Below are 25,977 nucleotides of genomic sequence, written 5' to 3'. Positions count from 1 at the left end.
CAGGCTTTTTTATTTCCTGCACATCTATTGATAGTTTCAACACTTCTAGGTATCAACTCCCTATTCCTTCATGCCAAAACGTTTGCGTAATCGCTAACCCTCTCCGTATCCCAAATTGACGGTTCCATCACAGAATAGACGCTGTTATAGTGTCCGCGAATTACAGTATTACCATTCGAGGCACGGAGCTTCCTCACTAATCTCATGAAGAGAAGAATAGGTACCAGAAACCCTGGCAATATCTGAGGAGGAAAATATGGACTTTAGTATGGTAGAAATACTTGGCTACGCGGCGTCAATTATGGTCGCAATCTCTCTGACAATGAAAGACATCATTAAACTACGCGTGTTGAACTTTGTTGGCTGTGCACTTTTTACCGCTTATGGATTAGCGATCGATTCAATGCCTGTTGTGATCACCAACGGTTTCATTGCTTGTGTTAACGTTTATTTCTTGCTTCAGATGCAAAAAAAGAGCGACGCTAGCACAGAGAGCAATGCTTAATCTGTAGCAATCTAGTTATCTTAGCCCTATTTAAGAGCCTCGATTTATGTCGGGGCTTTTTTGTGTCTCCTATCCGAAGAAGCGGCTTACCCAAGTGATTTCTCCAAACGCTATCAAATCATAGATGGTGAAAAAGACAGCCGAAATTACCGCTAGTTTAAGTAGGCGAATCAAAATGAACATATTACTTCTCTATACATAAATTCAGGGCTCTAGTGTATCTGCGTGCTTGTAAGATTAAAACTGCCTTGACCTCCAAATGCTCACTAAAACAATGATCTTGGTTCATACTGTATGTTGAACACCATCATTGCACGGGGGCAGATATGGAATATGTAGATGGATTTGTGGCGGCCGTACCCAAAGAAAACAAGGCCTTGTATCGTGAGCATGTATTAAAAATCGCCCCGGTTTTCAAACAACACGGAGCGCTGTCCGTTATTGAGTGCTGGGAAGATGACGTTTCCGAAGGTCAGCTAACCTCTTTTCCTCAAGCGGTAATGAAGAAAGAAGACGAATGTGTCGTGTTTTCTTGGATTACTTGGCCGTCAAAAGACGTTCGAGATGCTGGAATGAAAGCCGTGTTTGACGACGAAATGATTCAACGTGAAATGGCAGCAATGCCTTTTGATACTAAACGATTGATCTATGGTGGGTTTGAGGTTCTAGTGGATGAATGAGCCTTGCCCAAAGTTACAGGGTCACCAACTAACCTTAGCGATCTGCCATAACTCATCGCTCACTAAGCTATTTAATATTTCATCATGCCTGTCTATCGATGGTACCAACCACTGCATAGCAGCTTGTGGGGTTAATATAAGTGGCATCCTATGATGATAGCGTAAATAGTGCTTCGTTGGCTTGGTTGTGAGTGTTACCACCTGCTGGGTTTGAGGATAACCGACAGCAGCCATGTACAGTGGGCGATGACTTTCGGCACTGAACAAATATTTAGTTTTCTCTGACAGCTCGTTTTGCTTCCATTCATACCAACCTGAACAAGGCACAATCACTCTGTGGTAAGCGTACGCGTCGGCAAAAGTTGGTTTCGTTACCACGGATTCTGCTTGAGCATTGATGATAAGACGTTTACTCCAGCTAGGTTTAATCCCCCAACTTAGAGGCAAAGTAAACAGCTTTTGTTCTGTGCTCGAGACAATACAGTCTATTTGTTCAGAAGGGAATAACTCTGTTTTCTGTGACGTAGAAAACTCCAGACCCAGTTGTTCTGAAACATACTGGCTGAAGGGATCATCGATAATGTTAAGTCGACCGCACATAGACAATAAACTTCCTTATTTGTGGTCTATTATAGCGTATCGCATGTTTTTGCTCTTGACGCCAACTCCAAACCCTCATAGTTTTAGTTCGGAACGCCTTTGCTTGCGCGTCTGGAAAGGCCGAGATTCTGCTGTTCTCGGCCGACCCACCCTTTTTTGCTGTCGCAATTTATGAGTTGATGGTTAAATAGCTCCGCTAGGTATTAAATAAACCAACAGTGACCAAGCGCCTATCCAACCGACCACTACAAATGTGTCGAGCCAATCTTTGTTCCACATAGCTCCCCCGATGAACCTTTCTTCCAATGATATGTGTTGGCAATCTATTGGAGGTAGACGGCCAAAACCCAATTAGGTTCAACTGGAGCAAAAACTATTCCGTCATTGTGGAAGCAAGCCCGCATTTTTCTGACGTTTGTCGCTAACTATTTGAGGCTGTTCAGATAAAAGTTTGATAAAGCAATCGGCCATCGACCACGTCGTAACAACGCCATTGTCTTCCATGTTTTTAATGGCGTCATACCCTTCTTTACCTTTCATCGTGTAAGCACTTGAGGTGCCTGTATAAATCTTTTCAGGCTGTAATGGTGAACCATCGACGAACACTTTACTGACTCTTTTCCCTTTTGCGAGCGTTGGGTCATAATGAAACTCAAGTTGCGAGGTGTACGGATAGCTTCCCGATCCTGTCCCCTGTACTCCGTTGCTAAACGCATTATCAAGTGCGCCTTCTAGAATCAGAGGAATATGGCGACCACGAATTCGATAAACACCAATAGGCACGGCAAACGGCAGAAGTTTTCCTGCGACATCAGCAACAGAGACGTCACCAACGCCAAGAGAGTTCCTGACACCTCCTGCGTTGTGCATTGCAAAATCTACGTTATGCCCAAGAGATTTCATCGTGTACAAGAAAGAGTGTGCAACAAGTGGTGCTAGCTGGCTTGGTCCATGTTCGTCAGGAAGCCTAACATGACGAAGTTCATGATCGATGTGAGCAATCGTCTGAGTTTGAAGCTCTTTAACCTTGGGTTGATATTTCTCTGCCATTACCGCTTTAATTTCGCGGTCCTTTCTCACTACGGCCACATTTTGGTGTGTTTGAACGTTTCTCTTAAGAGCTTCCAAATCAACCAACGTATTCTCTTTATTAACATCCATGAACACGCGCCTGCCAATCAACAGTTCGTTTTGACCTTCAAAGGAAGTGACGAGGCCATTTTGGTCGAACTCGACGTGGCAATGACCTAATGTCATTGAGTGAAAACCCGCTTGGACGATCAAAGTATTTTTCACACGCACACCATATTGGTCTTGCGACTTGATGCCTAACGCTTTGAAATCACCTTGAAGGACATGACTATGGCCACCAATGATCAAGCCGATGCCTGTTACTTGCTCCGCCAATTCGAGATCTGCCTCATAGCCCATATGGCTGAGTAGTATTATTTTGTTGATTCCGCGCTGATTAATCGCTCTAACCGTCGATTTAGCGGTCTGTACACAAGGCTCAAAGCTCGTATCACAATCAGGGTTGGCGATATCGGCCATTTTTTCGATCGATAAGCCGAATATGGCGACTCGTTCACCGTTAACCTCACGCTCAATCCAGCGTGCAACGCCACGTGATTCATCGAAGTCGATAAGATTGTCATGTCCTTTCAATGGATACTGCTTATCGCCCTCATTGGAGACATTCCAATTACCTGCTAGAAGTGGAAACTGAATACTGCGAATGAACTGTCCCACGGGCTCATTGCCCATATCGAGTTCATGGTTTCCCAGTGTCATTGCGTCAATGTTCAAAGCATTAAGCATCACCGCATTTGCTTCACCTTTGAACAGAGAAAAATACAAAGTACCCTGAAAACAGTCCCCTGCATGAAGAAATAGAAAGCCATCTGAACTGTGGTTCTGTTTTAGCTCTTTTACTCGTGTCGCGATTCGTGCGAATCCACCAGCACTCACATAAGGCTGATGAGTTTGACCATCGAGTTCAATACTTAAAGGGAGAGACGTTGGTTCAAAGTAAGAATGGGTATCGTTGATATGCGCTATTGTCAGCGATAGAGGCTTATTATTGTGTGTCATCGATTTTCCTCTTTATTTTCACTTCTGATGGTAGCGCGCTTTATGTGACATTCCAATGAATTTTATGAAATCACATACCGATTATACAGGTCTTTTTATGATAGAGGTCACAATGAAATCGTACAAAAAGCGAGCAAACAAGCCTCCAGAGACAGACATAAACGAAACAACTATGAGCTTGATTACAGTCCAATGACAAAAAGCCGCTTATAATTGAAATAGATAGTGCCATATGCATCACTTTCTTTAGGAGAGTTGAATGAAACTAGAACGAATTGATGTTTCCGGTTTTCGTGGAATCAAACGCCTCTCTATTTCGCTAGACGATCTCACCACCTTAATTGGTGAGAATACATGGGGTAAGTCTTCTTTGCTCGATGCATTGAGCGTTGTCTTGCCCGCAGACGGGTCACCTTATCAGTTTGAGATGAAAGACTTTCATGTCGACTATGCTGCATCTCATCCCCAAACTCGCCATCTACAGATTGTTCTTTCTTTTATATCGACCGAGCGAAATGAAACCCTATCCGGTCGATACCGCAAACTTAAACCTATTTGGTTCGAGGATGAAAATGGTGTCCAGCGCTTCTACTATCGAATTAGTGCTACTCTCAACGGTTATGACATCACACAAAGGTATGAGTTTTTGGATCAAATGGGTAATCCGCTGAGACTGCATCATTCTGAAAGAATCGCTCAAGAACTCATGACCCTTCACCCTGTTATCCGATTACGCGACTCAAGGCGCCTCTATACGCAAGATGCTCCGACTAATGGTATGAATTCACGTTCGGAGAAGCGAATTCACAACACCGTCAGACGTCTAATGGCGATCCCTGGGCATGTAAACAAAGGAGAAATGAAAAGCAGCCTGAACTCAATGAAAGCCTTGGTTGAACACTATTTTTCATTTAAGAGCCATTCCAGAAAATCAGGCAAAGGACATCGTGATGGCGTTTTCTTCTCACGCCCCAACACGGAACAAAACCTTTCTCAGGTTATCGACGAAACCAAAAACCATCAGACACGCTTACTACTATTGGGTTTACTCAATGCGTATTTGCAAGCGAAAGGTCCAACAGATCTGAGGCGTTGTGCTCGCCCAATTCTGATTATTGAAGATCCAGAAGGACGCTTGCACCCTACACACTTGGCGCGAGCATGGAGTTTATTGCAAATGCTACCCATGCAAAAGATCCTCACGACTAACAGCAGTGATCTTCTTGGCGCAGTACCGCTTCAATCCATCAGACGATTGGTGAGGCAATCAGACAAAACGATTACTAAGAGTATCGCCACTCATAACCTGACTAAAGATGAACTTAGACGCGTCGGGTTCCATATTCGTTTTCATCGCTCCAGAGCCTTGTTTGCACGATGCTGGCTACTGGTCGAAGGTGAAACTGAAGTTTGGCTGTTTAACGAGCTTGCCAATCAATGTGGTTACAACTTGGCTGCAGAGGGCGTTCAGATCATCGAGTTTGCTCAATCAGGCTTAAAGTCATTGATTAAGGTAGCAAAAGCGTTCGGTATTGACTGGCACGTAGTGACAGACGGTGACGCCGCCGGCAAAAAATACGCGTCAACGGTCATGCATCAGCTAGAAGGTGAGCATCCTCGCCATCATTTAACAGAGCTCCCCGACCGTGATATCGAGCACTACCTCTATGTGAATGGATTCGAACTATTTTTTAGGGATCTTATCAAGATTCCTCATGACCACCCTATTCCACCGAAAAAAGTGGTGGCACGTGTTCTAAAAAAGTTTGCAAAACCTGATTTGGCCTTGGCTATCGTTTCGGAGTGCGAAAATAAAGGGGTGGAAAGTATTCCCGTATTGATTCGGTGGATACTACGCAGAGTCATCACAATGGCGAACGGCAATACATAGTAAAAAGCCACTATCAGATTTTATGATAGTGGCTTTCGAGATTTCTATTCGTTTATCAAAGCAGACTCTGGCTCGTCACTCAAACGTTTATGAAGCCAAAGTCCACTTGCCTTCATCGTATAGCCAAATAGCCCACCTAGTACTAGCGAAGGGACGACAATTTCCCACGCGCCATCGGCCGCAAATGTGGCACACGCGCCAATAAAAGTGCCAGGAATATATTGCAGCCATGCACGTTTAGCTTGGATACACATAAAGAAGGATACGAGTGCCGTCATTACGTAGCCAGCGATCTCGAGATTGATCAATGATGAGCCATGAATAATAACCATCGCCCACACCACACCTGACATATTAGTTAATAGGCTTTGAGCAAGGCCGGTAACACCATCTTTTGGGGAAGCAAAGTAACTCGTACAACCCAAGAAGCCAGCCCAAGACAATAGACCTAGCGATAACGCCGTCCAGCCCCAGATACCAGACAAAATACCCGTTGTAAGAGAAATTGCGATTAATGGACTCATATCGTCAACCAATTGTTCGATTACGTTAACCATAAAGTAACCGAACATTGATTGAATTTAAGAGATCTCGATCACGACACTGAAAGTAACATACATTTCATTGCATGATTACCGTGACATGTATCACTAAAGAACAGATGGTTTCCCTTTCATCATTCTCGAACCTTCGCGTTTTACACACTCAACAAGCGGGTTCTCTGCCATGTCTGCACGCCAAATAAAGGAAAGTGTACGCTCCATCTCTAGTTCGGGAACATTCAATGCAACGAGCTCACCTGCTTCGATAAATCGCTCGACATCTAAATAAGGTAAACACGTTAAGTATTGTCCATTTGCCACCATACTGCGAAGCACCGGCACGTGTTCGTATTCTCGCCAAACATCAAGATCACCTATCAAATGATGAATAGAGCTATCAAAAATCTTTCGAGTACCGGAACCATGCTCACGTAGAACCCAACGTGCTTGCTCTAATTGTGCAAGGCTTACTTTCTCACGACGGGCAAATGGATGATGAGCTGAAGCGACGACCGTTAGGTGATCACGACACCAGATCTCTTGATGAATTCGATTGTCATCGCAGCGCCCTTCAATGATGCCAAGGTCATATTTATAGTCCAAGACCCCTTCAATCACCGAATCGGTACTTTTTACCCCAAGAGAAATGCGCATTTCAGGAAAATCGTTATCAATCGAGCTGATAAGGTCTGGCACTAAGTGTTCCGCTGGAGTTTGACTCGCTCCTAGCTTTAACTCGCCGCTTAAAAGATGTTGCTCGTAGAATCCCATTTCAATCTGCTGTGCATCTTGCAACAGACGTTTAGCTTTGGGTCTTAGCCATACGCCCCAATGCGTCAATGCCATCTGCTTGCCTTGTCTCTCAAACAAGGGTCTTCCAAGCATTTTTTCCAGCTGTGCCAATGACATACTTGTCGCCGACTGTGTTAGCGACAACTTATCCGCCGCTTGACTGACGCTTCCCGTGTCCGCCACTGCATCAAAAACGGCAAGTTGTTTTAATGAATATCGCATCCGTTTTCCTCACACCACCAAATCTAAAAATATTGTGTTCGACTGCAAATCACGAACTGTTTCTATCAGTTTCTTTTATGTCGCTTTTTCGATGTTCGCTCTGTGACGAATTTTTCACCGATTGAGAATCACGACGCTCGCTAATCTCCCACTAAAAAACAGTACGTTATGGACTTGAGCCCTTATTCTACCTTGTGCAGTAAAGTTATCAATATTTCTGATTTCAATTTTAAAAATTATCAATTTTACCACTGCACCTGATTGCCCTTAATCTAGTTTCGAACACAGCACGGGGCTTTGTTCTCGCACTTTTATCTCAACCACTTAAGGAGTTATGAAATGCGCGATTCACACACAAACGAGGTTAAGGAGTAAGGAATGGCATCAGCTAGCTCCGAGAACAATCTGCTCTTCTCGCCATTAGAGATGATGGCAGAAGCTGAAAAGTTCGCATTAAGTAAAGCGAAGAAAACCAGTGGAATGACAATGAGCTTGGCCATTATGGCGGGCGCCTTTATCGGCTTGGCATTTCTATTCTACATCACGGTAACGACGGGAAGCGCAGATGCGGGATGGGGCTTAAGCAGGCTAGCTGGCGGACTTGCATTCAGTATGGGGTTGATTCTCATCGTGATATGCGGTGGCGAACTGTTTACGAGTTCAGTGCTTTCAAGCATCTCTTGGGCAAATAAACAGATTAGCTTTAGCAAAATGCTTTCAATTTGGGGAAAGGTCTACGTTGGAAACTTCATTGGCGCGATGTTCTTGCTTTTGATTGTCTCTGCAGCAGGTCTTTACCAAATGGACAATGGTCAATGGGGACTGAACGCTCTGCATATTGCACAGCATAAATTGCATCACACATGGGTACAGGCTTTCGCTCTAGGCGTTTTATGTAACCTACTGGTGTGTCTAGCAATTTGGCTGACGTTTAGCAGCGCAAATGCGATGACTAAAGCCGCAATGACGGTTTTACCCGTCGCGATGTTTGTCAGCAGCGGTTTTGAACACTGTGTAGCAAACATGTTTATGGTCCCGCTAGGCATTGTGATTCAAAACTTTGCAGGCGCTGAATTCTGGGCAGCAACGGGCACAACCCAAGCTCAGTTTAGCGACCTAACACCGATTCACTTTTTAACGAACAACCTTATACCAGTCACGCTAGGAAACATTATTGGTGGTTCGGTTTTGGTAGGACTTGCTAACTGGAGTATCTACCGCAGACCACAACTAAAAGCAGCAAATGTAACTGCAATTACACAAACCACTGAACTTACGTCAGTAAAGGAGACGCAAATGAACAACAACATCATCGTAAAAGACATCATGAACACTCAACCAGTAACACTAAGCGTTGAAATGCCAACAGCTGTTGCTCTAGATACACTTTTGGACCACAACCTAACAAGTGCTCCAGTTACAGACATCGAAGGTCGCTTGGTTGGTTTCTTCTCTGTGCACGATGTAATGGTTGATCTGTGGTGCCAAGACTACATCCCTGAGCAAGGTCAGAAGGTGGTCGACCTGATGAGCCGTGATGTTGTCGCTATCAACGCGTCTGAAAAATTGGTAGATGTGGCTGAGTTTCTTTGCATCGATAAAGAGCAGCTATATCCGGTAAGTTCAATGGGCATCGCTACAAGCTTCTCGACTCTTTCTCTAGAAGAGCGTGCTAAAGCGATGAAAGTAAACAAACCACATGTGTTGCCTGTACTAGAAAATGGTGTCTTGGTTGGAATTTTATCAAGAGCTGAAGTAATGCAAGCTGTCCGCCCTATCTACGGCGAGCGCTTGAATGTTGTTGAACGTGAACTTGAAACAGCGTAAGACAACAAACCAATTTTTGGCTAGGAAATAAGTCGTTTGGCCGAAAAAAGCCCCGGTGTAAAAACCGGGGCAACTTAGTTTTAAGCCTTTATTATTGTTTTAACGCGTGACGTTGTGTTGCGTTTTTATCCTGTAATAAATTTCTACTCAGAACTGAACTACCAACGGTATTGAACACCCGCGCCAGCAGAAACTTGTGATTTCGATTTCTTACCAGACGTCTCATAGTTCACAGTCATAGAGCCAGACCAAGAGTCATTAAACTGATAAGCACCACCCAGTGCTAACGCTTTCTTAGAGCCAGCAGCACCCATACCAACACCAACACCGAACTGACCAGCCGTCGCAAGAACAGGACGTGCATTGTTGATTGCGTGAGAGCTTGCAACTACACCGTCCATGCGGTCTTCAAGGACAAGCATGTTGTCGCCCATTGCTTTCATTTCAGATTCTAGGTTGTCGATGCGCTTAGAGTTCTCACCGATACGAGCAGAATTACCAGCAATCTTAGTGTCTAGCTCAGTGTAAGCACCGTCAGCTACGCGTGAAGCCCATTTACCAGCTTCATCACCTGCTTTGTAGATTTCTTCGATTGCAGCGCGGTTAGAAGCAATGTCTTCCGCGTTAACTTTGCCTTCTTCTACATCGTTAGTAGAGCCACCGTTAGAACCACCGTTCTTTTTAAGGTCATCAATTTGAGCTTGCATAGCAGACAATTGAGCAGTCAAAGTATCAACATCTTTGTTGTACTGCTTTTCAGCAGCTACCACTTTAGCTTCTGCATTAACTGAACGCTTAGTGTTAGATTCGATACGGCTAGCCGCTTCTGCCACAGCAGATTCAACTTCTTCGTTAACCTCAATGTCCATGCTGCCATTGCTGTTGTTGCTCTTAATTTCGTTGCGAACCTTAGCAAATTCAGCCTCGATAACGCCTTTAGCTTCAACCGCTACAGCCTCATGACCTTTGATGCGGTCAGTGTTATCAATGATCATTTGGTTGTTGCCGTGTGCAACCTCACGGTTAAAGGCAACTTCTTCACCCATTTCATTGTAAGCTTTCTGACCTTGCTCAATTGCTTGTGAATAAGCAGCAGAGATACGAGTATCAACGTAGTCTTTAGCTTGGTCTACAGTTGGGTTAGTTACATCGATGCGCTCGCCGTTGTTGCCGTTGCGGTCGACTGGCTTAACGTTGCCGTTCTCATCAATGTCTGCAATGTGCTTACCGAATTTGTCTTCGATGCGACCGTTGCGAGTGTTGATGGTAGTACCAGTGTACTCACCAGCATTGATACGCAGACGCTCACCACCTTCACGTTCAGGAGTAATGTCTAGGTCTTTAGCAATGCGTTCCCAAGCGTTGATTGGCTTTGGTGCTGGTACTGGTGTCTTTGAATCATCTTGGAAGATGAAGCCGCCACGTTCGCCTGTGCGTGCATCAACAAAAGAGTAAGCACCAGTGCCAGTCTTGTTAACTACACCTGCTACGTTGCCGTCTTTATCCAGAATTTTTGCGTTGCCTTTAGCGTCAACGTCAAATGTGTAGCCTTCTTTTTCAAGCTTAGCCAGGTCAGAAGTCTTAACTACGTTGTGAGTTGCACCGCCAATTTCAGAACCGCCATTGCCGTTCTTGTTTTCTGGGTCGATGATGTAAATTGGCTTTTTGCCGTTGTTTGGAGTGTCAGGCTTCACTGGTGTGTGAATGTCGTTCTCAAAGTCAACACGAACGCGTTCACCAGAATTAGCATTTACAACCTGGTACTCACCTTTGCCGTTCTTAACAGCTACAGCAACAGTTTTGCCGTCTTTAACCAGAACCGCGTTACCTTTAGCATCAACGTGAGTCTCGATACCTTGCTCTTTAAGCTTAACAAGGTCACTAGCTTTTACTTTGCCAGCGTAAGAAGGAGCAACGTTAGAGCCATTGTTACCGTTACGGTCATCTGGCTTAACTGGGTTTACTGGGTTAACAACGTCTGGCTTAGTTGGGTCAACTGGAGCATGACGGTCTTCTTTAATCTGGATGTTTTCAATCCAACCTTCTTTGTCTGACCATACTTCACCTTTACCAGTTTTCTGATTAATACGTAAACCTGTGCGGTCTTTTTCGTTGGTCATAGTGATATAGCCATCACCTTCAAGAGCAGTACCAATGTAGTTGTAGTTTGCGTCTTGAACACGGTATTCACCGTCAACTTCTACAACCTTCCAATCTTTGGTTGCTGCCTCAATGTCACGAACCTTGATTGTTTCTACTGCCATTGCTGGCGCTGTGAATACAGAAGCTAGTGATAATGCGATAAATGTCTTTTTCATAAATAAACTTGTTCGTATCAATAAGGAAAATTAGGATTTGTTATCTGGCGACTCTCCTTTCGCCCTATTGAACCGCTCGCTAATCATTGATGGCAGAGCGCTTCTTCAAACACCCCATTACTGCCTGGTGCTTGATTGGTGGTGTCCGCTTGGAACACGGGGCGCATCCTATTGATAAAAGACATTTCAAAAGTAACCTACCGTTATTTGTATTACTTAAAGAAACGTTAGAGAAGAAAAGAGCGTTGAGAAGAGTTACTAATAATCAGTGAGTTAGTATTGTTTTTGTCGTACAGACAAAAAAAGCCCCGAGACTATGCTCGGGGCTTTGATGAAAAATAGTTGGTAGAAATTACTTCTTAATACCTTCTACGTGTAGTTCCATGTCTACATAGCTTGAAGCGCCCATGACTGGGATTTTGAAATCAGCCAGTTCTAGACGAGTTGTGCCGTTGAAGCCAGCGCGCTCACCACCCCAAGGGTCTTGACCAGCGCCAATGAACTCAGCTTCGATTGTGATTGGCTGTGTCACACCGTGAAGTGTTAGATCGCCCATTACGTCAAGTTTGCCGTTGCCTTTGTCTTTAACACTTGTACTCTTGAATGTTGCTTCTTTGAACTTACCTGCATCGATAAAATCTGAGCTGCGGATGTGCTTATCACGCTCAGCGTGGTTTGAATCAAGACTTGTTGTATCAACAACAACGTTTACAGATGACGCTTCGATGTTTGCAGGGTCGTAGCTAAAGTCACCAGAGAAAGTGTTAAAACGGCCTTTGATGTAGCTGTAACCTAGGTGGCTTACTTTAAAGTTGATAGAAGCGTGTGCGCCTTTCGTATCAATTGCGTAGTCAGCAGCGTTAGCACCTAGTGGCAATAGCATTGCCGCAGCCATTCCTGTAGCGATTAGTGTCTTTTTCATTTCGAAACTCCTAACATTTTTCGAAGAGTGTTGTCTTTGTTTATAAAGTGATGTTTCAAAGCAGCTAGCGCATGACCACCAGCGGCAAGAATAACGAACCAAGCAGCGTAAAAGTGCACTTCGCCCGCAATGTCTGATTGATTAGGGAAAAACTCTCCCAAGCCCGGAACTGTAAACCAGTCAAATACTTCAATTCCGCGACCATCTGAAGTCGAGATAAGGTATCCACTAACGAAAATGACGATAAGTGCAGCGTACATAGCGAGATGACCTACCTTAGCGCCAACCTTTTCGAACTGGTTGCCTTCTACTTTTGGTGCTGCAGTCACGTGCTTCCAAACCAAACGGAAAATAGTGAGCCCTGCCAAAAGGATGCCGATAGAACGGTGCCAGTGTGGAGCCGTTTTATACCACTCACTGTAGTAAGTGAGATCGACCATCCACAAACCCACTGCAAACATTCCAATCACTACAATAGCTGAAATCCAGTGCAGTGCTCTTGCTATCGGGTTGTAGTTTTTTACTTCTTTTACCGCCATCGTCATTTCCATGATTTAATCTAACTCGCCAATAATGCTAACAACTCATCAACCTATGGGATACAGTATTTACCTAACTTGACACTTTAACGACAACACCCCTTCGATAGAGTCATTCAGTTTTTTCGAACATCTATAAAACTGATGTGCTACAACAGGTTAGAGATCGTCCGGCATTTCAATTTCGTAGAGTTCATCCGCTATGTCTGCTACTCGCCTGTCAAGACCCCCTTTTGCGTCCTCTAACCCTTGGTTGTAAAAGGCTGGCCCTAATTTCTTAATCAGGAAGTCTAATAAGAATTCAGCGTCAAACTGGCCTAAGTCTGTCTCTAATTCTTGTTCAAAATACTTTTGCAACTCCGACACTATTGCGGCTCTTTTCTTGGTATCAAACATTGTTAATCTCATTTTTTGTTACAAATATAGGATGGTTATGGGTGATTAACGTTATGATTTCAATGCTGATTGTCGATTTTTAACACTAGATCACGATTCAACAATCTCGCAAGAGTCTCATTTTCAAACATTATTCAAGAACCCCGTTTCATTTCTGAAACTCATAAACTACACTATGCAGGAAATTACGGAGGAATCATGGATTACGGCTATCAAGAGCGCATTGTGTCGCTGCTTAAGGAAAATAAAATCACTAACAATGAGCTTGCAGAAGCTATCGGCAAAGGAAAAGCCACAATTGGTCGTTACCTAACTAAAGGTCCTACTCGCACCTATCCCTCTATCGAAGACCTTGCTCTTATCGCAGACTATTTCAACGTTCAGGCTCACTGGCTCTGTTTTGGTGTCGGCGACAAGTATACGGAAGCCAATGAAATCACCAAAGCGGCGAGCACCAGTGCCGCGACAGTGTCTTACTACAGCCGAACCGAAGTGACTAAACTGCTTGAAACGGGTGAAGCAGAAAGTAAAGGAACAATACCCGTGCCTCCTGAGTACAAAGATTGCTTTGGGGTCTTATATCCAGTAGGAGGCACCGTCTCTTACAAATGGGACTGTGTCGCTCTGGTCAATCGTAATCAGGAATGGATTAACGATGACATCGTACTCGCTCGATTGCCTGGTAATCCCCACCCAGACTTTTTTACGCTTGTAAAAGTCGGTACCACCATTCACGTTTGGTACGGTGACGACACAACGAAGAACGCGATCCATCAGGTAAACGACGACGAGATCGAGATTCTTGGTGTTGTACGTTGGGGGACTTGGGAAAAGCGTATTTAAGGAATTCTGATACGGAGTACGCCTCTGGTAATCCGTATCTGAGACAAGGAAAGAGTTATGCTTCTCGATAACGTCGTGCATAGCATCCGTCGATTTAAAACGGACTGCCAAGCACTTTGTTTACAACATTATCCGGCCGTACATAATGGTGGACTTACTAGCCATCATTTGTCACTTGCGTTCGCACGTCGTATTAAATCTGATTTCGAACAGCAGAGTTTAAGCGCTGAAATTGTATCTCTAGATTGTAGTGAGCCGGCGAAATTGAGCAGCACCTACCGTGTGACCACCTCTTACGGTACGGTTTGGGTCCTGGCATATCATTTCGTCAATGGAAACCAAAACAGTCGCGACCATATTTACTCACTGATTAACGAGTGGCTAGCGGAATATCAGTTTGCAGTACAGCAACGAGATCTGTTAGTAATTATTGCTGATCACTGGCTAAGTCGCTGCCACCAGAGCCGCTCTCTTATTAGCTGGTGGAACAACGACACGCAGTTAGATGAAGCAGCCTATATCAAACAAGGCGTAAGGTTATTGCCTTCAGAAACATCAATGAGTTCAACACTCTCCGAACGCTTTGGTGTTGTACCCAATTATGTGACACATATACACCCACTGACTAAGCCTGGCTCCGGAGAAACGGTTCTCAAATATGTTCAATTGTATGCCGTTACCACTATGTAGTTTTCTGCTTTCTTCGACATGTCATCAAACTTTCACTAAGGTTTTTCATAGTATTGTAATCTCATAGAAAACCGTAAAGATTGTGAAGAGTTTAAAACGCTACCAATACGAGAAATACGCTGTACTTTGTAACCTCGCTTATCCTAGAGTGTTTAAACAAACTCGCTATGGATTCGACCCCAACGGCCAACGAATTGTCTCGAATCGCTACGGAAAAACAGTCGTTCGTATCCTTTGGAGTAAAGACAAAGAAGAAGCCGTCATTGTAATTAAAGGCTCTCACAGTCTAACCGACTGGTTACTCACCTTTGCTATGTGGCAACGCAGTTGTAAAACATTTGGCTTGTACTACCGCATTCACGCCGGTTTTCACTATATTCTGAATCAAGAAAGCCAACCTGCTCACAAGAAAGACAAACTTGGGCTGACGCTTTTTGAGCGAACGATAAAGATCGCATCAGAGCTAATTGAAGACGGCAAGCGAATCACGATAACTGGCCACTCTTCTGGTGGCGCTATCGGATGTGTCATCGCAGATGCACTAGAGACGGCGTATCCAAAATCAATAAAAAGGATTGTGACCTTTGGGCAGCCAGCCGTTGGTGGACTCAAGTTTAAAAAGAATTTTCAACTCGCTCACAAAACCTATCGGATATGCTGCGATCTCGATATTGTCACCTTTCTTCCTCCGCTTCCACTTATCTACTGGCACGTAGGAAAACTGCTTTGGCTCTACAATGGAAGAATTTACGAGAATACACCGACCATTGTCCGTCTAGGTCGGTCGTTAGTCTCATGGATAATTCGCCCCTTCTCTTACCACCTGATGAGCAAGTACATTCGAAACAAAGATTTTTTCGACGAACGCTGAAATGAGAGTTTCTTCAAAAAAATTGCATAAAAACAAATATTTTTAAATTTGTATTTAGATTACTAACATTTACGTGTTTTATATGATCTAACTCACTCAATATAGAGATAAAATGTTTAATAGTTCAAATTATCAATGATTGTGCACATTTTATGCTCTATTTTATAGATGAAATGTTGATCTGCGTTTCATTTCGCTAATGCCTTCCTAATACTGAACCTCTGTTCATTCACCAAACCGATTTGACTTGTCATCTAACCGTGACAAGATGATCACAACGTCAATATCAGTTTCCAAAAAGATGCTCCTTACTGAAAAACATCAATTTACTCAGTGTATTCGAACCGAAGAAAACGGTTGCTATATCGCGCAGTACAAAGACCTCACCCTTAAGAGTGTGTTTCAACCGATATTTAGTCGTTCGAATATTATTATCGGTATGGAGGCTTTAGTAAGGTTATTCGATAAAAACGGTGACCCGATCCCACCCAATTTGTACTTCCAAAATGAAAGCGTTTCTTTAGCAGACCAGCTTAATGTGGATAGATTGAGCCGAGCGATCCATCTACGTAATTTTAGTATGTCGAACTATCGAGAGAGATTGATTTTTCTTAACTTCCTACCTATCTCTAGTGAGCGACTTGCTGCAGAAGGTATTCGTTCATCCTTGCTGATGTCCCGATTAAAGGCGCTACAAATCGATTGTCGACGAGTCGTTGTTGAGCTGGTTGAGCTTACTGCGTTTAGTTCCAAAACCCTGGCTTCAGCGGCAAACCACCTAACTAAAGAAGACTTTTTGATTGCTATTGATGACTTTGGGTGTAAAGAGTCAAGTCCCGAGCGTGTTGCCCAGGTAAAACCCAATATCTTAAAACTGGATAGACAACTGCTGCTTGATTATATGGAAGGCAGCAAAGAACCTCTTCTTAATGGCATTAAACTGGCAAAAGAGTGCCACGCCAAGACTGTGATTGAAGGTGTAGAAACGGAACAGCAGCTTGAAGCGATGAAAGCGCTGAATATTGACTTCTTTCAAGGCTATCACTTAGCCATGCCACAAGCTCTACTTCCCCGTTTAAAGCTGGTTAGCTAAAAGCGTTTGCCAAGCATAAAAGTAAAGCCTTCTCTCGTTTTTCCGCTCTGAGCCATCAACGACGCTTCCCAGTTGTCGGTAAAGGCTTTTTGCATACCTACCATTGTGGACCACCGGCTGGACGTTTGTTTGGCACTAAACCTAATATCGCCTAACTGCCCTTTAAGTTGTCTCTGATAATCTTGGTATTGGCCGCCGACCACAATTCGCCAACCACTGTCACCTATATTCAGTCCAATTAATGGCGTCACCACTAAGGCGTCGAGGCTCACACCGACACCAGAGACAGAGGTCGACACGTATTGAGCATCGACTGTGGTAAAGAATTGCTTATGTCCATACGCCAACGTGGTACCGACAGCGGTAATCGTTGAGGACGTTGCCATACCATTGATCTCTAATCGCTCTAGGTTACCATTCGAAAAATCGCTTATACCGATTGCTATGTCTGACGACGTGACCGCTTTACCAATCATGGCGTTAAAGCCCCAAAACGGAAGCACCCACACATCCCCTCTTACGGCAACAATGCTCGTTGTGTTGGTGGTTTGGCTGCCGCCATTTGGCAATATATCGTCTACGGATTCACCATCAATCTTGAAATCCCCTAGCTGCATAAGATCTTCCTGCTGGTGGGTAAATAAAGAGATTCCAATTGGCTTTGGAAGCTTAATACCCATATCTCTCACACGATCGCCAAAAAAAGGCAGTATGCGACCATAATCTTCATCTTTAACACCGCTTTGGGTTTCATGCTCAGCAGATACTGACGACGTGGACATGCCTAAAAGAATGATCGAAGTAAGAGTGCGTAGCATCAGAGGGATACTCAAGTTGAAACAGGGAGCGAGATAGTATCAAGGAGTCAGCGTGATGAATAATTCCGATTTTATATGCTCCAAGCCTTGAAAATCATTCAGTTAAATACAATCTATGTCACACAAGGAGTGTATTTATGGATAATTCTTCATCGCGTGTTGCGCGCGCCACCAAGGGATGTGTTGCCATGCTGCCATTGAGTTTGGCGGTCGTGCCCTGGGGCTTTCTTGCCGGTTCATTTGCTATTGATTCAGGTCTGACACCGCTCGAGGGGCAAGCGATGAGCGCGATACTCTTTGCGGGTGCAGCTCAACTCGTCGCGATGGGTATGATAAAATCTGGTGCGACGCTCCTTACCATGGTCGTGACCATATTCTTTATTACTTCTCGTCACTTCCTCTATAGCTTATCTATGCGCAGCCATATCAAAGATTTGCCGTTGCGCTGGCGGCTATCTCTTGGCTTCTTGTTAACAGATGAGCTGTTCGCACTTTGCGGACACCATAAACCAGAGAAATTTGATAGATGGTATGCCTTAGGTGCCGGTCTTTCCTTCTATTTAATTTGGAACTTAGCGACGGTCGTTGGCATTATTATCGGAGCAAAGATCCCAAACCTTCAGCAATATGGTCTGGAGTTTGCCGTTGCCGCCACTTTCATTGCCATTGTTGTTCCTAACATTACCACTATACCTATATTCCTTGCAGCTTTATCAGCGTTAGTATCGTCAGTGCTCTTCGCGGCTTTAGACATTGAGCTTGGTTTGGTTATATCCAGCATAGTCGGCATGACGGTTGGATACCTGTGTGAGGAGAAAATGAAGCGATGACGTATCTCGTAATTCTTGTACTTACCGCGATTGTTTTTTTAAGCCGGTACCTATTTTTGGAACCCAAAGTTCCTTTGCGGATCAGTAGCGGTGCACAGCGCTTTCTAGCCTACGCGAGTCCAGCCGTGTTGACAGCGATTTGGGGGCCCATCGTCTTTCTCCCGCACGGCAAACTCGCGCTGTCTGATAACTTGCCTTATCTATTGGCAGCGACATTTGCGATTATCTTAGCTCGAATTATCAAGGACGTATTAGTCACCACCATAGTTAGCATCTTAGTGTTTCTCGTCTTAAACTTGTGGGTATTCGCAGCTTAATGATTGAGGGAACATGGAAAATCGGGAATCGACTAAAACCATCGCGTTGATGAGCTGGCTAGGTTATCTTGGGCTAGTTCCTTTTGCACTGTGTATCGCGACATTTACGGCAAACGCCGACTTTATGGGCGTTAATACCAGACTGCTGTTCTTGGCGTACAGTGCCATCATTTTGAGTTTTTTGTGCGGTATTTTGTGGTCACACGCCCTCGCATACGCGACACACAAGCTCTCCTTCCCTATTTTACTTCTTAGTAACCTCATCTGTCTGATGGGATGGCTGGTGATTATCATCGCACCAGAGCAGTTTCGATTAGGCGTCGTCGTGGCGTTAGTCGGATATGTTTGCGTTTGGCTGGTCGAGAGAATCAAGCTTAACGCTCTAGGAGACGAGTTTCCTAAAGACTATAAGCGTCTGCGCAGCCATTTAACCGTGGGCGTGGCCGTTGCACATATCGTTGCTTTCGCCGGCGCCCACTAACATGAGGTTATTTATCTGAAGACTGTCTATCGGAAGACTGTTTATCGGAAGGCTGAGCTTTACGGCGTGCTCGGTTAGACAAGCCCGCTTTCGGTTTTGGTGGTACTTCGCGGCGTTCATGTAGAAGATGTCGAATCGACAAAATCGGATGTGGTAGCAACATGCGCGGCCCTGCGTAGCGCATCACGGCTTTCATCTGCTGTTTTTCTTCTGGTTTGTAGCAGTGGATTGGGCACTTGTTACAAGTCGGCTTAGACTCTCCATAAGGACAGCGATCCAACTTAGTTTCAGCGTAGACGAGAAGCTCTCGGCATTGCTGACACAGCGTTGAACTACCATGGTGTTGCTTGCAATAGATCTTCATCATGGCAGCAACCGTTTTGAACTCGGTTTCTAACTCACCCACTAAGATTTCACTGCTTTTCTTCATGGCATCCTCTCACTCTATCTACCAATCAGCAGGCTCGAGTCGATTGGAATAAATTGATCCGCAGCATCAATAAGATTGTTAGCGGTGAGTTGCTCAACCCCCACTACGGTTACTTGAGTTCCAAAACGCTGTTGGATGCGCTCAACTAAGATTTGAAAGTCTCCATCGCCAGAAACCAAAACAACATGGTCTACCGTTTGGGCTATTTCGAATACATCAAGCGCAATACCGACATCCCAGTCCCCTTTTGCGCTGCCATCAGAACGCTGGATAAAAGGCTTGAGCTGAACGTCGAACCCTATTCCGCGAAGAATGTGGTGAAACTGCCTCTGCTTTTGATCTTGTGAAGCAATCGCATAAGCACGAGCGATTTCGACGTGACTAATCTCACTCACTCGAGCCCAAAACGCGTTGTAATCAAAGCGACCCGCAAAAGCTTGACGCGTTGTGTAGTAGACGTTTTGAACGTCAACAAATATGGCTGTTTTTTTCATAATCATGATATTGAATTTGCCTTGGCGGCAGTGTATCAAATTTATTGTCCTGAAGTGGAACTTAGTGAGACGAATCTCAGTGGCTAAACTTAACGTATAACCTTTTGGTCGCTAGGTAGGAGGCAACTATGAAAGGTATCGTATTTATCGCAATCGCATCGCTAGTCAGTGCCACAGCTTGTGGCTATCCAGAATACGCTAAAGAGGGGCATCAAAGCGATCCTCATGGTTCTCAGTATCATGAAGGTCACCTCTATCATGGACTGTCTCATCGCAGCGTCATGTACTTTGCTCCTACCAAAGACGTACTGGTGGACGAGTTCTTACTCGGTACGCTAATTAACGAGTGTGCGCTTGAAGAACGTGACGTTGTCACCATGGTAATGACCAAAGATGGGTTTTCATCACCTGGGTGGGTAAAAGACACCTTTGACTACAGTAAGTTGGTTAAGATGTACGACATCAAAGAAGGTGACCACAAGGCAATACTCATTGGCAAAGATGGCACAGAGAAACTTCGTTGGGGTCCGACAACCAATTGGATTGAAATCAAAGATACTATTGATGCTATGCCAATGAGACAAGCTGAGATGAAGCGAGCAGCAAGCCGCTGCTCGATTTAGGATAAATGTGCACCAATAAAAAGAACTATGCGTCTTTTTGAGCTAGATGGCTGCTAACCAGGCTTGCGACCATGATTGCCAGATAGAAACTGCCCGTAATTGACTCGAGGAACACAAAAAATCTCGGGATTGCTAGCGCCGGAGAAACATCGCCATAGCCAACGGTAGTCAATGTAATAAAGCTGAAGTAAATCACATCGAACAAGTTATCCAACCATGGCTTGGCCTCCAATCCATTAAAAGGAGCTTCAAACAGCTCCAGTTGAATGAGATAGATGAAAGCGAACGATAGCCCAAACAACAAGTAGACACAAATAGAACCGACAATCTGATTCAACGTGACTTTTGTTGGCATCATCACTTGCTTCAGCGCAGAGTAAGTCTGGGCAAGCACGAAAAATAGCAATGAAAACAGGGTAACCAGAGACAAGTCGTAGTCATCAAACAGCGAAAACACACCTGAAATAACGGCAACCGTTATCATCACCGCATACCAAGAGCGGTAAAAGGTCTGTTTTCGGTGGACGCCAACTATCGAGGTACTCATACATAAGATGATCAAGGCAAGGACATAGTCCTGTGCGTCATCTTTAAACTGATGCACCATGGCACTCATAAAAAAAAGAACCAACAATGAGCCTAGCAAGAAGAAAAAGTTGTCGTCTTTACTCATCAATTTCATCGAATGCATTCTCCCTAACGCTACAGCATCTCTTTGGCAATAAGCTGCAACAAATACGTTTCTCGCTCGATACTCATGCCTTTTTTGTCGCTTTCAGCAATGGTTTTTTCGTTAAAGGCAATAGCATCATGGATGTTGACCCATAGAGGTTTCATTCCATTTTTCACCTCATAATCTTCATAAGCGGTCTGCCCTAACTCACGGTCAACTTTACAAGAATAACAGAACGAAATCATATGCATAACATCAGCATCGTCTTTATACCAAGGCCGAAACTCTTCGTAGATGCCAAACGGTTTGATACCATGGATGTTCTTCGCGCCCGTCTCTTCTTCAAGTTCACGCACCATACCCGCAATAACGTCTTCTCCATCATCTAAGCCGCCACCTGGCAAAGAGTAATCGTGATAACGCTCTGTATAGAGTAGAAGAATGTCTTCACCATCAACAACGATTGCGCGCGTCGCGTTTCGTTTTATGATCGTTTTATCGTCTAGGTGAGAGATATCTGGGTGGATAGCAGTGGTAATTTGTCTCACAGTTTTGCTCTTTAATGGTCTGTTTTCGTGAAGTTTACCACAAAAATATGAACTTACAGTTGTATGGCGTTTTCTAGTCAATTCGATTGCGACATATATTTATAGAAATGGTAGTATTGCCGCCCTGCCCAAGCTCAGGTTAAGCAACTAATTCCGTATCAATCAAATAAATATAAATCACTATGAACCCAACGACTTCTTTTCTCGCTGCTGTTGCTCTTAGTTCGGCTTCTTATGCCCTAGCCGACGACTCATCGAGCGACTCAGTTTCAGAACAAGACTTACTTAATCAAGCGATTCGTTCCGATCAGATGATGACTGACGATGAGTTTCACTCAAGTCAATCAGAATCACTGAATGCATTGGGATATCGATCGATTTCTACCAACAGCAGTTTTGAAGAGTTACGCCAAGACGACTCCATCAGCCAAGCAAACTTTTACGACTCCCCCTATCGTGTCTCGCTGTTTAATCCGCAAAATGGTGAAGATAGTGAGCGCCTTTGGTCTCAAACCAAGTCTATTTTTGCTTACGGTGTTGGTGTAGCTGGTGTTTTGGCACTGATGCCAGAGTCCATCACCAACTGGGAAAAAGACGACATTAAGTTGATGAACAAATGGTGGGACAACGTCCGCTCTGGTCCTGTTTGGGATCGTGATGATCACGTTATCAACTACATTGGTCACCCTTATTTTGGTGGTGTTTACTATCAAGCGGCACGTAAGTCAGGCTATCGCCAATGGGACGCCTTCATGTACTCGACGCTAATGTCGACCTTCTATTGGGAATACGGTATTGAAGCATTTGCCGAAGTACCATCTATCCAAGACCTCGTTGTTACCCCGACGCTCGGTTGGGTATATGGTGAATGGGCATTTAATAAAGAGAAAGAAATTCGTTTACGTGGCGGTACTGTGTTCGGTTCCGATGCGCTGGGTTCAACTGCCCTATTTTTCTTAGACCCAGTTGATAGCCTAGGCCGCGGTGTAAACAACATTGCGGGTCGCGAAATCGTCAAAGCGGGTACCGGTTTTGTTGGCGTTCACTCCAATGTTCTAAGAAACGGCGAAGTAGAAACTAAATATCAAATGCAGGTTCAGTACGCGTTTGGTGCAGGCGAGACGGATGACAGCCTAAAACGACGTCAGAAGAAAAACTATCATCAATACACAGACGATCCTGTTACATATGGAATTGTTGGTGTGAGTGCTGGTTTTGCTTACCCACAACTCGACAAAGAACGTAACCTAAAGAACGACTTTGCCCCAGCCTTCACTCTTGGTCTGTATTTTACCAACCAACTGTCTGCACGCCTGGGTTACATGCAAGGCAACTATGAGTCGACCGTGGATAATCAGAAGCATATCTACGAAAACTACAGCTTCGACGTGCAGTACTACTTGTTTGCGGACAACGCGCTTAAACCCTACATCAATGCGGGTGTAGGCGAAGCGATGTTGAATAAAGACCGCGATACTAAAAAGCTGCAGTGGAACATTGGTACAGGCTTGCACTACACACTCAATGCTAACTGGTCTATTCAAGCAGACTGGAAATACGCGTATCACCGTAATTCTGGAGCACGTGATAGTCTTTGGGGCTCGCGCCTTATCTACCGATTTGGTGAAGGTAACAAGCACATCTAATAGCGATGAGCTATCGAGTTTGTAGGAATTCTGGGAGCAACTGAGCAATGACAGCGATAATTCATCATAAAGTTGAATAATTTGACCGAATCAAAACACTTTTTATTAGAAATCTCCTACACTTAAGCAAAAGCCTAACTTCCAAATAGGAGAGATAATGAAAAAAGTACAATGGATGATTGGCGCTGTTGCAGTGGGCATTTTAGCAGGCTGTGCGAGTGAACCAGATAAGTATGATGTGGATGAAATCACGGCAATAAGTGATCCTGCTTACGTCTATTGTGTGGAGCAAGGTCATAAGCTTGAGCGCGTTACAGAAAATGGCAAGCGCGTACCATACTGCGTACTTTCTGAAGAAGAGCGCTACACAGTTTGGGATTACTACGAAAATCGAGATAAAGAAAGCAACTAATCGACGATTCATCTCATCGATAGTCAGATAAAAATGCCAGCATGCGCTAAGCCTGCTGGCGTTTTTTATCAGTTTAGAAGGAGCGCATCGCTGTGCGCCCCTCTCCTTGCAAACCTATTTGTTTGGCTTGTTTTTGCAATGTTCAATCGCAGTCGCCATCAGCTCCAATGCTGATTGCTCACATACCGGCAGCGCAGCGTCACTCGTTGCTACTGGAGTAACACGCTCACCCCATTTGATGTGTCCTGCGCCCCACGTCAATCCTGCACCGAATGCGGCAAGCAGCAAATCATCTTGCGGTTTGATTCTACCTTGCTCGAGTGCTTCACACAGTGCAATTGGCACTGTTGCCGCAGACGTGTTGCCGTAGTTTTGAATGTTCACAAACGCTTTATCTTGCTCGATACCAGATAGGTCACACAGCGTTTGGATAATGCGGATGTTCGCTTGGTGAGGAATCACAACATCGATATCATCTTTTGTCAGGTTTGAGCGAGACAATACCGTGTTTGCCGCAGCACCCATGCCTTTAACCGCACGCTTAAAGATCTCTTTTCCGATGAAGTCGAACTCGAAGTAGCCATTGTCTGCCGCGAAACGCTCCATAGATGTACCAAATTTAGGTACAGCTAGAATATCTCGACCTTTGGCATCACAACCAATTTGTGCGTCTTGCAGACCGACTTGGTTTTCTGTGCGGGACAGTACAGCTGCACCAGCGCCATCACCAAAAAGAACTGCGGTATCGCGCTCTGTCCAATCGATAAAGAAAGAAAGACGCTCTGCACCAATAACAATCGCGTTACGATAATTACCCGATTGAATCAGTTTAGTCGCTGTTTCAAGACCATACACAAAGCCAGTACACGCAGCATTTAAATCAAACGCAGCCGCTGCAGGTACACCAAGGTTTTGTTGAACGCGAGAAGCCGTATTTGGAATGAGCGAGTCAGGTGAACACGTTGCGACGATGATCAGATCAACCTCTTCCGCTGTGATACCCGCACATGCCATTGCATGTTTAGCCGCTACCGTCGCCATATCTGACGTATTAACATGGCTAATACGGCGATTTTCAATACCGGTACGAGTACGAATCCACTCGTCTGACGTATCCATTACTGTGCTGAGGTCATGGTTAGAGAGAATTGCTGGTGGAAGGCACTTACCCCACCCAGTAATTTCGGCGTAAAAAGTTGTCATTCTGTACCTATTTTCTTATAGTTTTCGCCAATCAAGATAAACAATTCATATCAATCACTAAGCATTAATAACGACCGATAATGTCTTGCTTATCTTGACTATAGAAGACTGAGTATACTCACATTCCAGGGCTCAAAGAAGTCTGATTTCTAAAATTCCACGTTTCTATACGCAAGTCATCTGAATGCCAGAAAACTTGGGTATAAAAAGGAGAAAAGTAATGTCCACAATCAACACACGCTGCTCTAACTGTAATGGTCTCAACCGACTTCCAATCGATAGACTTTCTGAGTCTCCCAACTGCGGTCGTTGCAAGACACCACTGCTAGACGGACACCCTATTGAGGGCACTCTAGATAACTTTAGTGCTTTGATTAATAGTGAACAACCTGTCGTTGTCGACTTCTGGGCGACGTGGTGTAACCCATGTGTCGGGTTTGCACCTGTTTTTGAGCAAGTTGCTGAGGAGCGCAAAGGAAAGGTTCGCTTTCTAAAGGTCGATACCGAAACACAGCAACAACTTGCGGCTCAGTTCCAAATCAGAAGCATTCCTACCATTATGGTGTTCAAATCTGGTCAACGTGTCGACATGATCAATGGCGCATTACCTAAAACCCAATTTGATCAATGGCTAAATCAAGCACTATCCAAGGGTTGATTTAACCACAAATAACTCGTCA

The 25,977-nt window shown here is 44.5% G+C and carries 29 protein-coding genes; 15 read left to right on the top strand and 14 right to left on the bottom strand.

The genetic code is table 11. From position 1 onward, the window contains the following. The first annotated feature begins 256 nt into the window (after positions 1-256). A complete protein-coding gene (locus J4N45_RS22645; protein WP_042471521.1) occupies positions 257-505 on the top strand; it encodes a YgjV family protein in 249 nt (82 codons plus the stop codon). Between the two features lie 326 nt (positions 506-831). Then, positions 832-1,185 carry a DUF1428 domain-containing protein gene (locus J4N45_RS22640; protein ID WP_128650100.1) on the top strand — a complete coding sequence of 118 codons (354 nt, stop codon included), beginning with the start codon at positions 832-834 and terminating at the stop codon, positions 1,183-1,185. A 21-nt stretch (positions 1,186-1,206) separates the two neighbouring features. Here the strand turns inward: J4N45_RS22640 and J4N45_RS22635 are convergent, their stop codons facing one another. Both J4N45_RS22635 and J4N45_RS22630 read right to left on the bottom strand, forming a co-directional pair. Further along, entirely contained in the window at positions 1,207-1,785 is a 579-nt protein-coding gene (locus J4N45_RS22635; protein ID WP_252017165.1) for an SOS response-associated peptidase, read from the bottom strand. 381 nt (positions 1,786-2,166) lie between these two features. Further along, positions 2,167-3,876, bottom strand: a complete 1,710-nt coding sequence (locus tag J4N45_RS22630; RefSeq protein ID WP_252017164.1) for a bifunctional metallophosphatase/5'-nucleotidase — start codon at positions 3,874-3,876, stop codon at positions 2,167-2,169. A 259-nt stretch (positions 3,877-4,135) separates the two neighbouring features. Between J4N45_RS22630 and J4N45_RS22625 the strand changes: the two genes are divergently transcribed. After that, entirely contained in the window at positions 4,136-5,767 is a 1,632-nt protein-coding gene (locus tag J4N45_RS22625) for an ATP-dependent endonuclease (protein WP_252017163.1), read from the top strand. 44 nt (positions 5,768-5,811) lie between these two features. Here J4N45_RS22625 and J4N45_RS22620 read toward each other — a convergent pair whose 3' ends face one another. Further along, complete coding sequence (locus tag J4N45_RS22620; RefSeq protein ID WP_252017225.1) at positions 5,812-6,291, bottom strand: DUF1097 domain-containing protein; 480 nt, start codon at positions 6,289-6,291, stop codon at positions 5,812-5,814. Between the two features lie 126 nt (positions 6,292-6,417). Next, complete coding sequence (locus J4N45_RS22615; RefSeq protein ID WP_042471503.1) at positions 6,418-7,323, bottom strand: LysR substrate-binding domain-containing protein; 906 nt, start codon at positions 7,321-7,323, stop codon at positions 6,418-6,420. A 378-nt stretch (positions 7,324-7,701) separates the two neighbouring features. Here J4N45_RS22615 and focA point away from each other — a divergent pair, with 378 nt between their 5' ends. Further along, on the top strand, positions 7,702-9,150 hold the full coding sequence (gene focA, locus J4N45_RS22610) for a formate transporter FocA (RefSeq protein ID WP_252017162.1): 1,449 nt from the start codon (positions 7,702-7,704) through the stop codon (positions 9,148-9,150). A 158-nt stretch (positions 9,151-9,308) separates the two neighbouring features. Here focA and J4N45_RS22605 read toward each other — a convergent pair whose 3' ends face one another. The 4 genes from J4N45_RS22605 to J4N45_RS22590 form a co-directional block, all read right to left on the bottom strand. Continuing rightward, positions 9,309-11,468: a YadA-like family protein gene (locus J4N45_RS22605; protein WP_252017161.1), complete on the bottom strand. Its 2,160-nt coding sequence runs from the start codon at positions 11,466-11,468 to the stop codon at positions 9,309-9,311. Positions 11,469-11,820: 352 nt separating this feature from the next. Further along, the gene (locus J4N45_RS22600) at positions 11,821-12,390 is read right to left on the bottom strand and encodes a YceI family protein (protein ID WP_252017160.1); all 570 of its coding nucleotides are present in this window, start codon (positions 12,388-12,390) and stop codon (positions 11,821-11,823) included. Next, positions 12,387-12,929, bottom strand: a complete 543-nt coding sequence (locus tag J4N45_RS22595) for a cytochrome b (RefSeq protein WP_252017159.1) — start codon at positions 12,927-12,929, stop codon at positions 12,387-12,389. Before J4N45_RS22595 ends, J4N45_RS22600 begins: the two co-directional genes overlap by 4 nt. Positions 12,930-13,088: 159 nt before the next feature. Continuing rightward, a complete protein-coding gene (locus tag J4N45_RS22590; RefSeq protein ID WP_252017158.1) occupies positions 13,089-13,325 on the bottom strand; it encodes a DUF2164 domain-containing protein in 237 nt (78 codons plus the stop codon). A 198-nt stretch (positions 13,326-13,523) separates the two neighbouring features. Between J4N45_RS22590 and J4N45_RS22585 the strand changes: the two genes are divergently transcribed. From J4N45_RS22585 to J4N45_RS22570, 4 genes are all read left to right on the top strand, one after another. After that, positions 13,524-14,168: a helix-turn-helix domain-containing protein gene (locus J4N45_RS22585; RefSeq protein WP_128650094.1), complete on the top strand. Its 645-nt coding sequence runs from the start codon at positions 13,524-13,526 to the stop codon at positions 14,166-14,168. Positions 14,169-14,225: 57 nt separating this feature from the next. Further along, complete coding sequence (locus J4N45_RS22580; protein WP_252017157.1) at positions 14,226-14,858, top strand: hypothetical protein; 633 nt, start codon at positions 14,226-14,228, stop codon at positions 14,856-14,858. A gap of 82 nt (positions 14,859-14,940) precedes the next feature. After that, entirely contained in the window at positions 14,941-15,729 is a 789-nt protein-coding gene (locus J4N45_RS22575; RefSeq protein ID WP_252017156.1) for a lipase family protein, read from the top strand. Between the two features lie 247 nt (positions 15,730-15,976). Next, the gene (locus tag J4N45_RS22570) at positions 15,977-16,822 is read left to right on the top strand and encodes an EAL domain-containing protein (protein ID WP_252017155.1); all 846 of its coding nucleotides are present in this window, start codon (positions 15,977-15,979) and stop codon (positions 16,820-16,822) included. Here J4N45_RS22570 and J4N45_RS22565 read toward each other — a convergent pair. Then, complete coding sequence (locus J4N45_RS22565) at positions 16,819-17,640, bottom strand: hypothetical protein (RefSeq protein ID WP_252017154.1); 822 nt, start codon at positions 17,638-17,640, stop codon at positions 16,819-16,821. The two genes, J4N45_RS22570 and J4N45_RS22565, sit on opposite strands and share 4 nt — an antisense overlap. Before the next feature lie 137 nt (positions 17,641-17,777). On the opposite strand from J4N45_RS22565, the gene J4N45_RS22560 reads away from it, so the two are divergent. From J4N45_RS22560 to J4N45_RS22550, 3 genes are read left to right on the top strand one after another with little or no spacing between them, the layout of a single operon-like run. Further along, positions 17,778-18,470 (top strand): AzlC family ABC transporter permease, encoded by a 693-nt coding sequence (locus J4N45_RS22560; RefSeq protein ID WP_252017153.1) that lies wholly within the window; start codon positions 17,778-17,780, stop codon positions 18,468-18,470. Then, positions 18,467-18,787 (top strand): AzlD domain-containing protein, encoded by a 321-nt coding sequence (locus J4N45_RS22555; protein ID WP_252017152.1) that lies wholly within the window; start codon positions 18,467-18,469, stop codon positions 18,785-18,787. The genes J4N45_RS22560 and J4N45_RS22555 overlap by 4 nt, the downstream gene beginning before the upstream one ends. Before the next feature lie 13 nt (positions 18,788-18,800). Beyond that, positions 18,801-19,268 (top strand): DUF3429 domain-containing protein, encoded by a 468-nt coding sequence (locus J4N45_RS22550; RefSeq protein WP_052412720.1) that lies wholly within the window; start codon positions 18,801-18,803, stop codon positions 19,266-19,268. Positions 19,269-19,275: 7 nt separating this feature from the next. Here J4N45_RS22550 and J4N45_RS22545 read toward each other — a convergent pair whose 3' ends face one another. Together J4N45_RS22545 and J4N45_RS22540 are read right to left on the bottom strand one after the other, a co-directional pair. Continuing rightward, complete coding sequence (locus J4N45_RS22545; RefSeq protein WP_252017151.1) at positions 19,276-19,698, bottom strand: nitrous oxide-stimulated promoter family protein; 423 nt, start codon at positions 19,696-19,698, stop codon at positions 19,276-19,278. A gap of 14 nt (positions 19,699-19,712) precedes the next feature. Then, positions 19,713-20,192: an NYN domain-containing protein gene (locus J4N45_RS22540; protein WP_252017224.1), complete on the bottom strand. Its 480-nt coding sequence runs from the start codon at positions 20,190-20,192 to the stop codon at positions 19,713-19,715. A gap of 128 nt (positions 20,193-20,320) precedes the next feature. Here J4N45_RS22540 and J4N45_RS22535 point away from each other — a divergent pair, with 128 nt between their 5' ends. Then, positions 20,321-20,815: a DUF4174 domain-containing protein gene (locus J4N45_RS22535; protein WP_128650089.1), complete on the top strand. Its 495-nt coding sequence runs from the start codon at positions 20,321-20,323 to the stop codon at positions 20,813-20,815. Positions 20,816-20,840: 25 nt separating this feature from the next. Here J4N45_RS22535 and J4N45_RS22530 read toward each other — a convergent pair whose 3' ends face one another. Then, entirely contained in the window at positions 20,841-21,497 is a 657-nt protein-coding gene (locus J4N45_RS22530) for a potassium channel family protein (RefSeq protein ID WP_252017150.1), read from the bottom strand. A gap of 20 nt (positions 21,498-21,517) precedes the next feature. After that, entirely contained in the window at positions 21,518-22,036 is a 519-nt protein-coding gene (locus J4N45_RS22525; RefSeq protein ID WP_252017149.1) for an NUDIX hydrolase, read from the bottom strand. Between the two features lie 182 nt (positions 22,037-22,218). Between J4N45_RS22525 and J4N45_RS22520 the strand changes: the two genes are divergently transcribed. Together J4N45_RS22520 and J4N45_RS22515 are read left to right on the top strand one after the other, a co-directional pair. Next, positions 22,219-23,682 (top strand): DUF3943 domain-containing protein, encoded by a 1,464-nt coding sequence (locus J4N45_RS22520; protein ID WP_252017148.1) that lies wholly within the window; start codon positions 22,219-22,221, stop codon positions 23,680-23,682. A 157-nt stretch (positions 23,683-23,839) separates the two neighbouring features. Continuing rightward, positions 23,840-24,094: a putative hemolysin gene (locus tag J4N45_RS22515; protein ID WP_252017147.1), complete on the top strand. Its 255-nt coding sequence runs from the start codon at positions 23,840-23,842 to the stop codon at positions 24,092-24,094. Positions 24,095-24,208: 114 nt separating this feature from the next. Here J4N45_RS22515 and J4N45_RS22510 read toward each other — a convergent pair whose 3' ends face one another. Beyond that, entirely contained in the window at positions 24,209-25,297 is a 1,089-nt protein-coding gene (locus tag J4N45_RS22510; protein WP_252017146.1) for a ketoacyl-ACP synthase III, read from the bottom strand. A 220-nt stretch (positions 25,298-25,517) separates the two neighbouring features. On the opposite strand from J4N45_RS22510, the gene trxC reads away from it, so the two are divergent. Further along, positions 25,518-25,955: a thioredoxin TrxC gene (gene trxC, locus J4N45_RS22505; protein WP_252017145.1), complete on the top strand. Its 438-nt coding sequence runs from the start codon at positions 25,518-25,520 to the stop codon at positions 25,953-25,955. Positions 25,956-25,977 lie beyond the last annotated feature (22 nt).

The sequence above is a fragment of the Vibrio sp. SCSIO 43140 genome (assembly GCF_023716585.1).
Lineage (GTDB): Bacteria > Pseudomonadota > Gammaproteobacteria > Enterobacterales > Vibrionaceae > Vibrio > Vibrio maritimus_B.
This window is presented reverse-complemented; position numbering and strand designations above follow the sequence as displayed.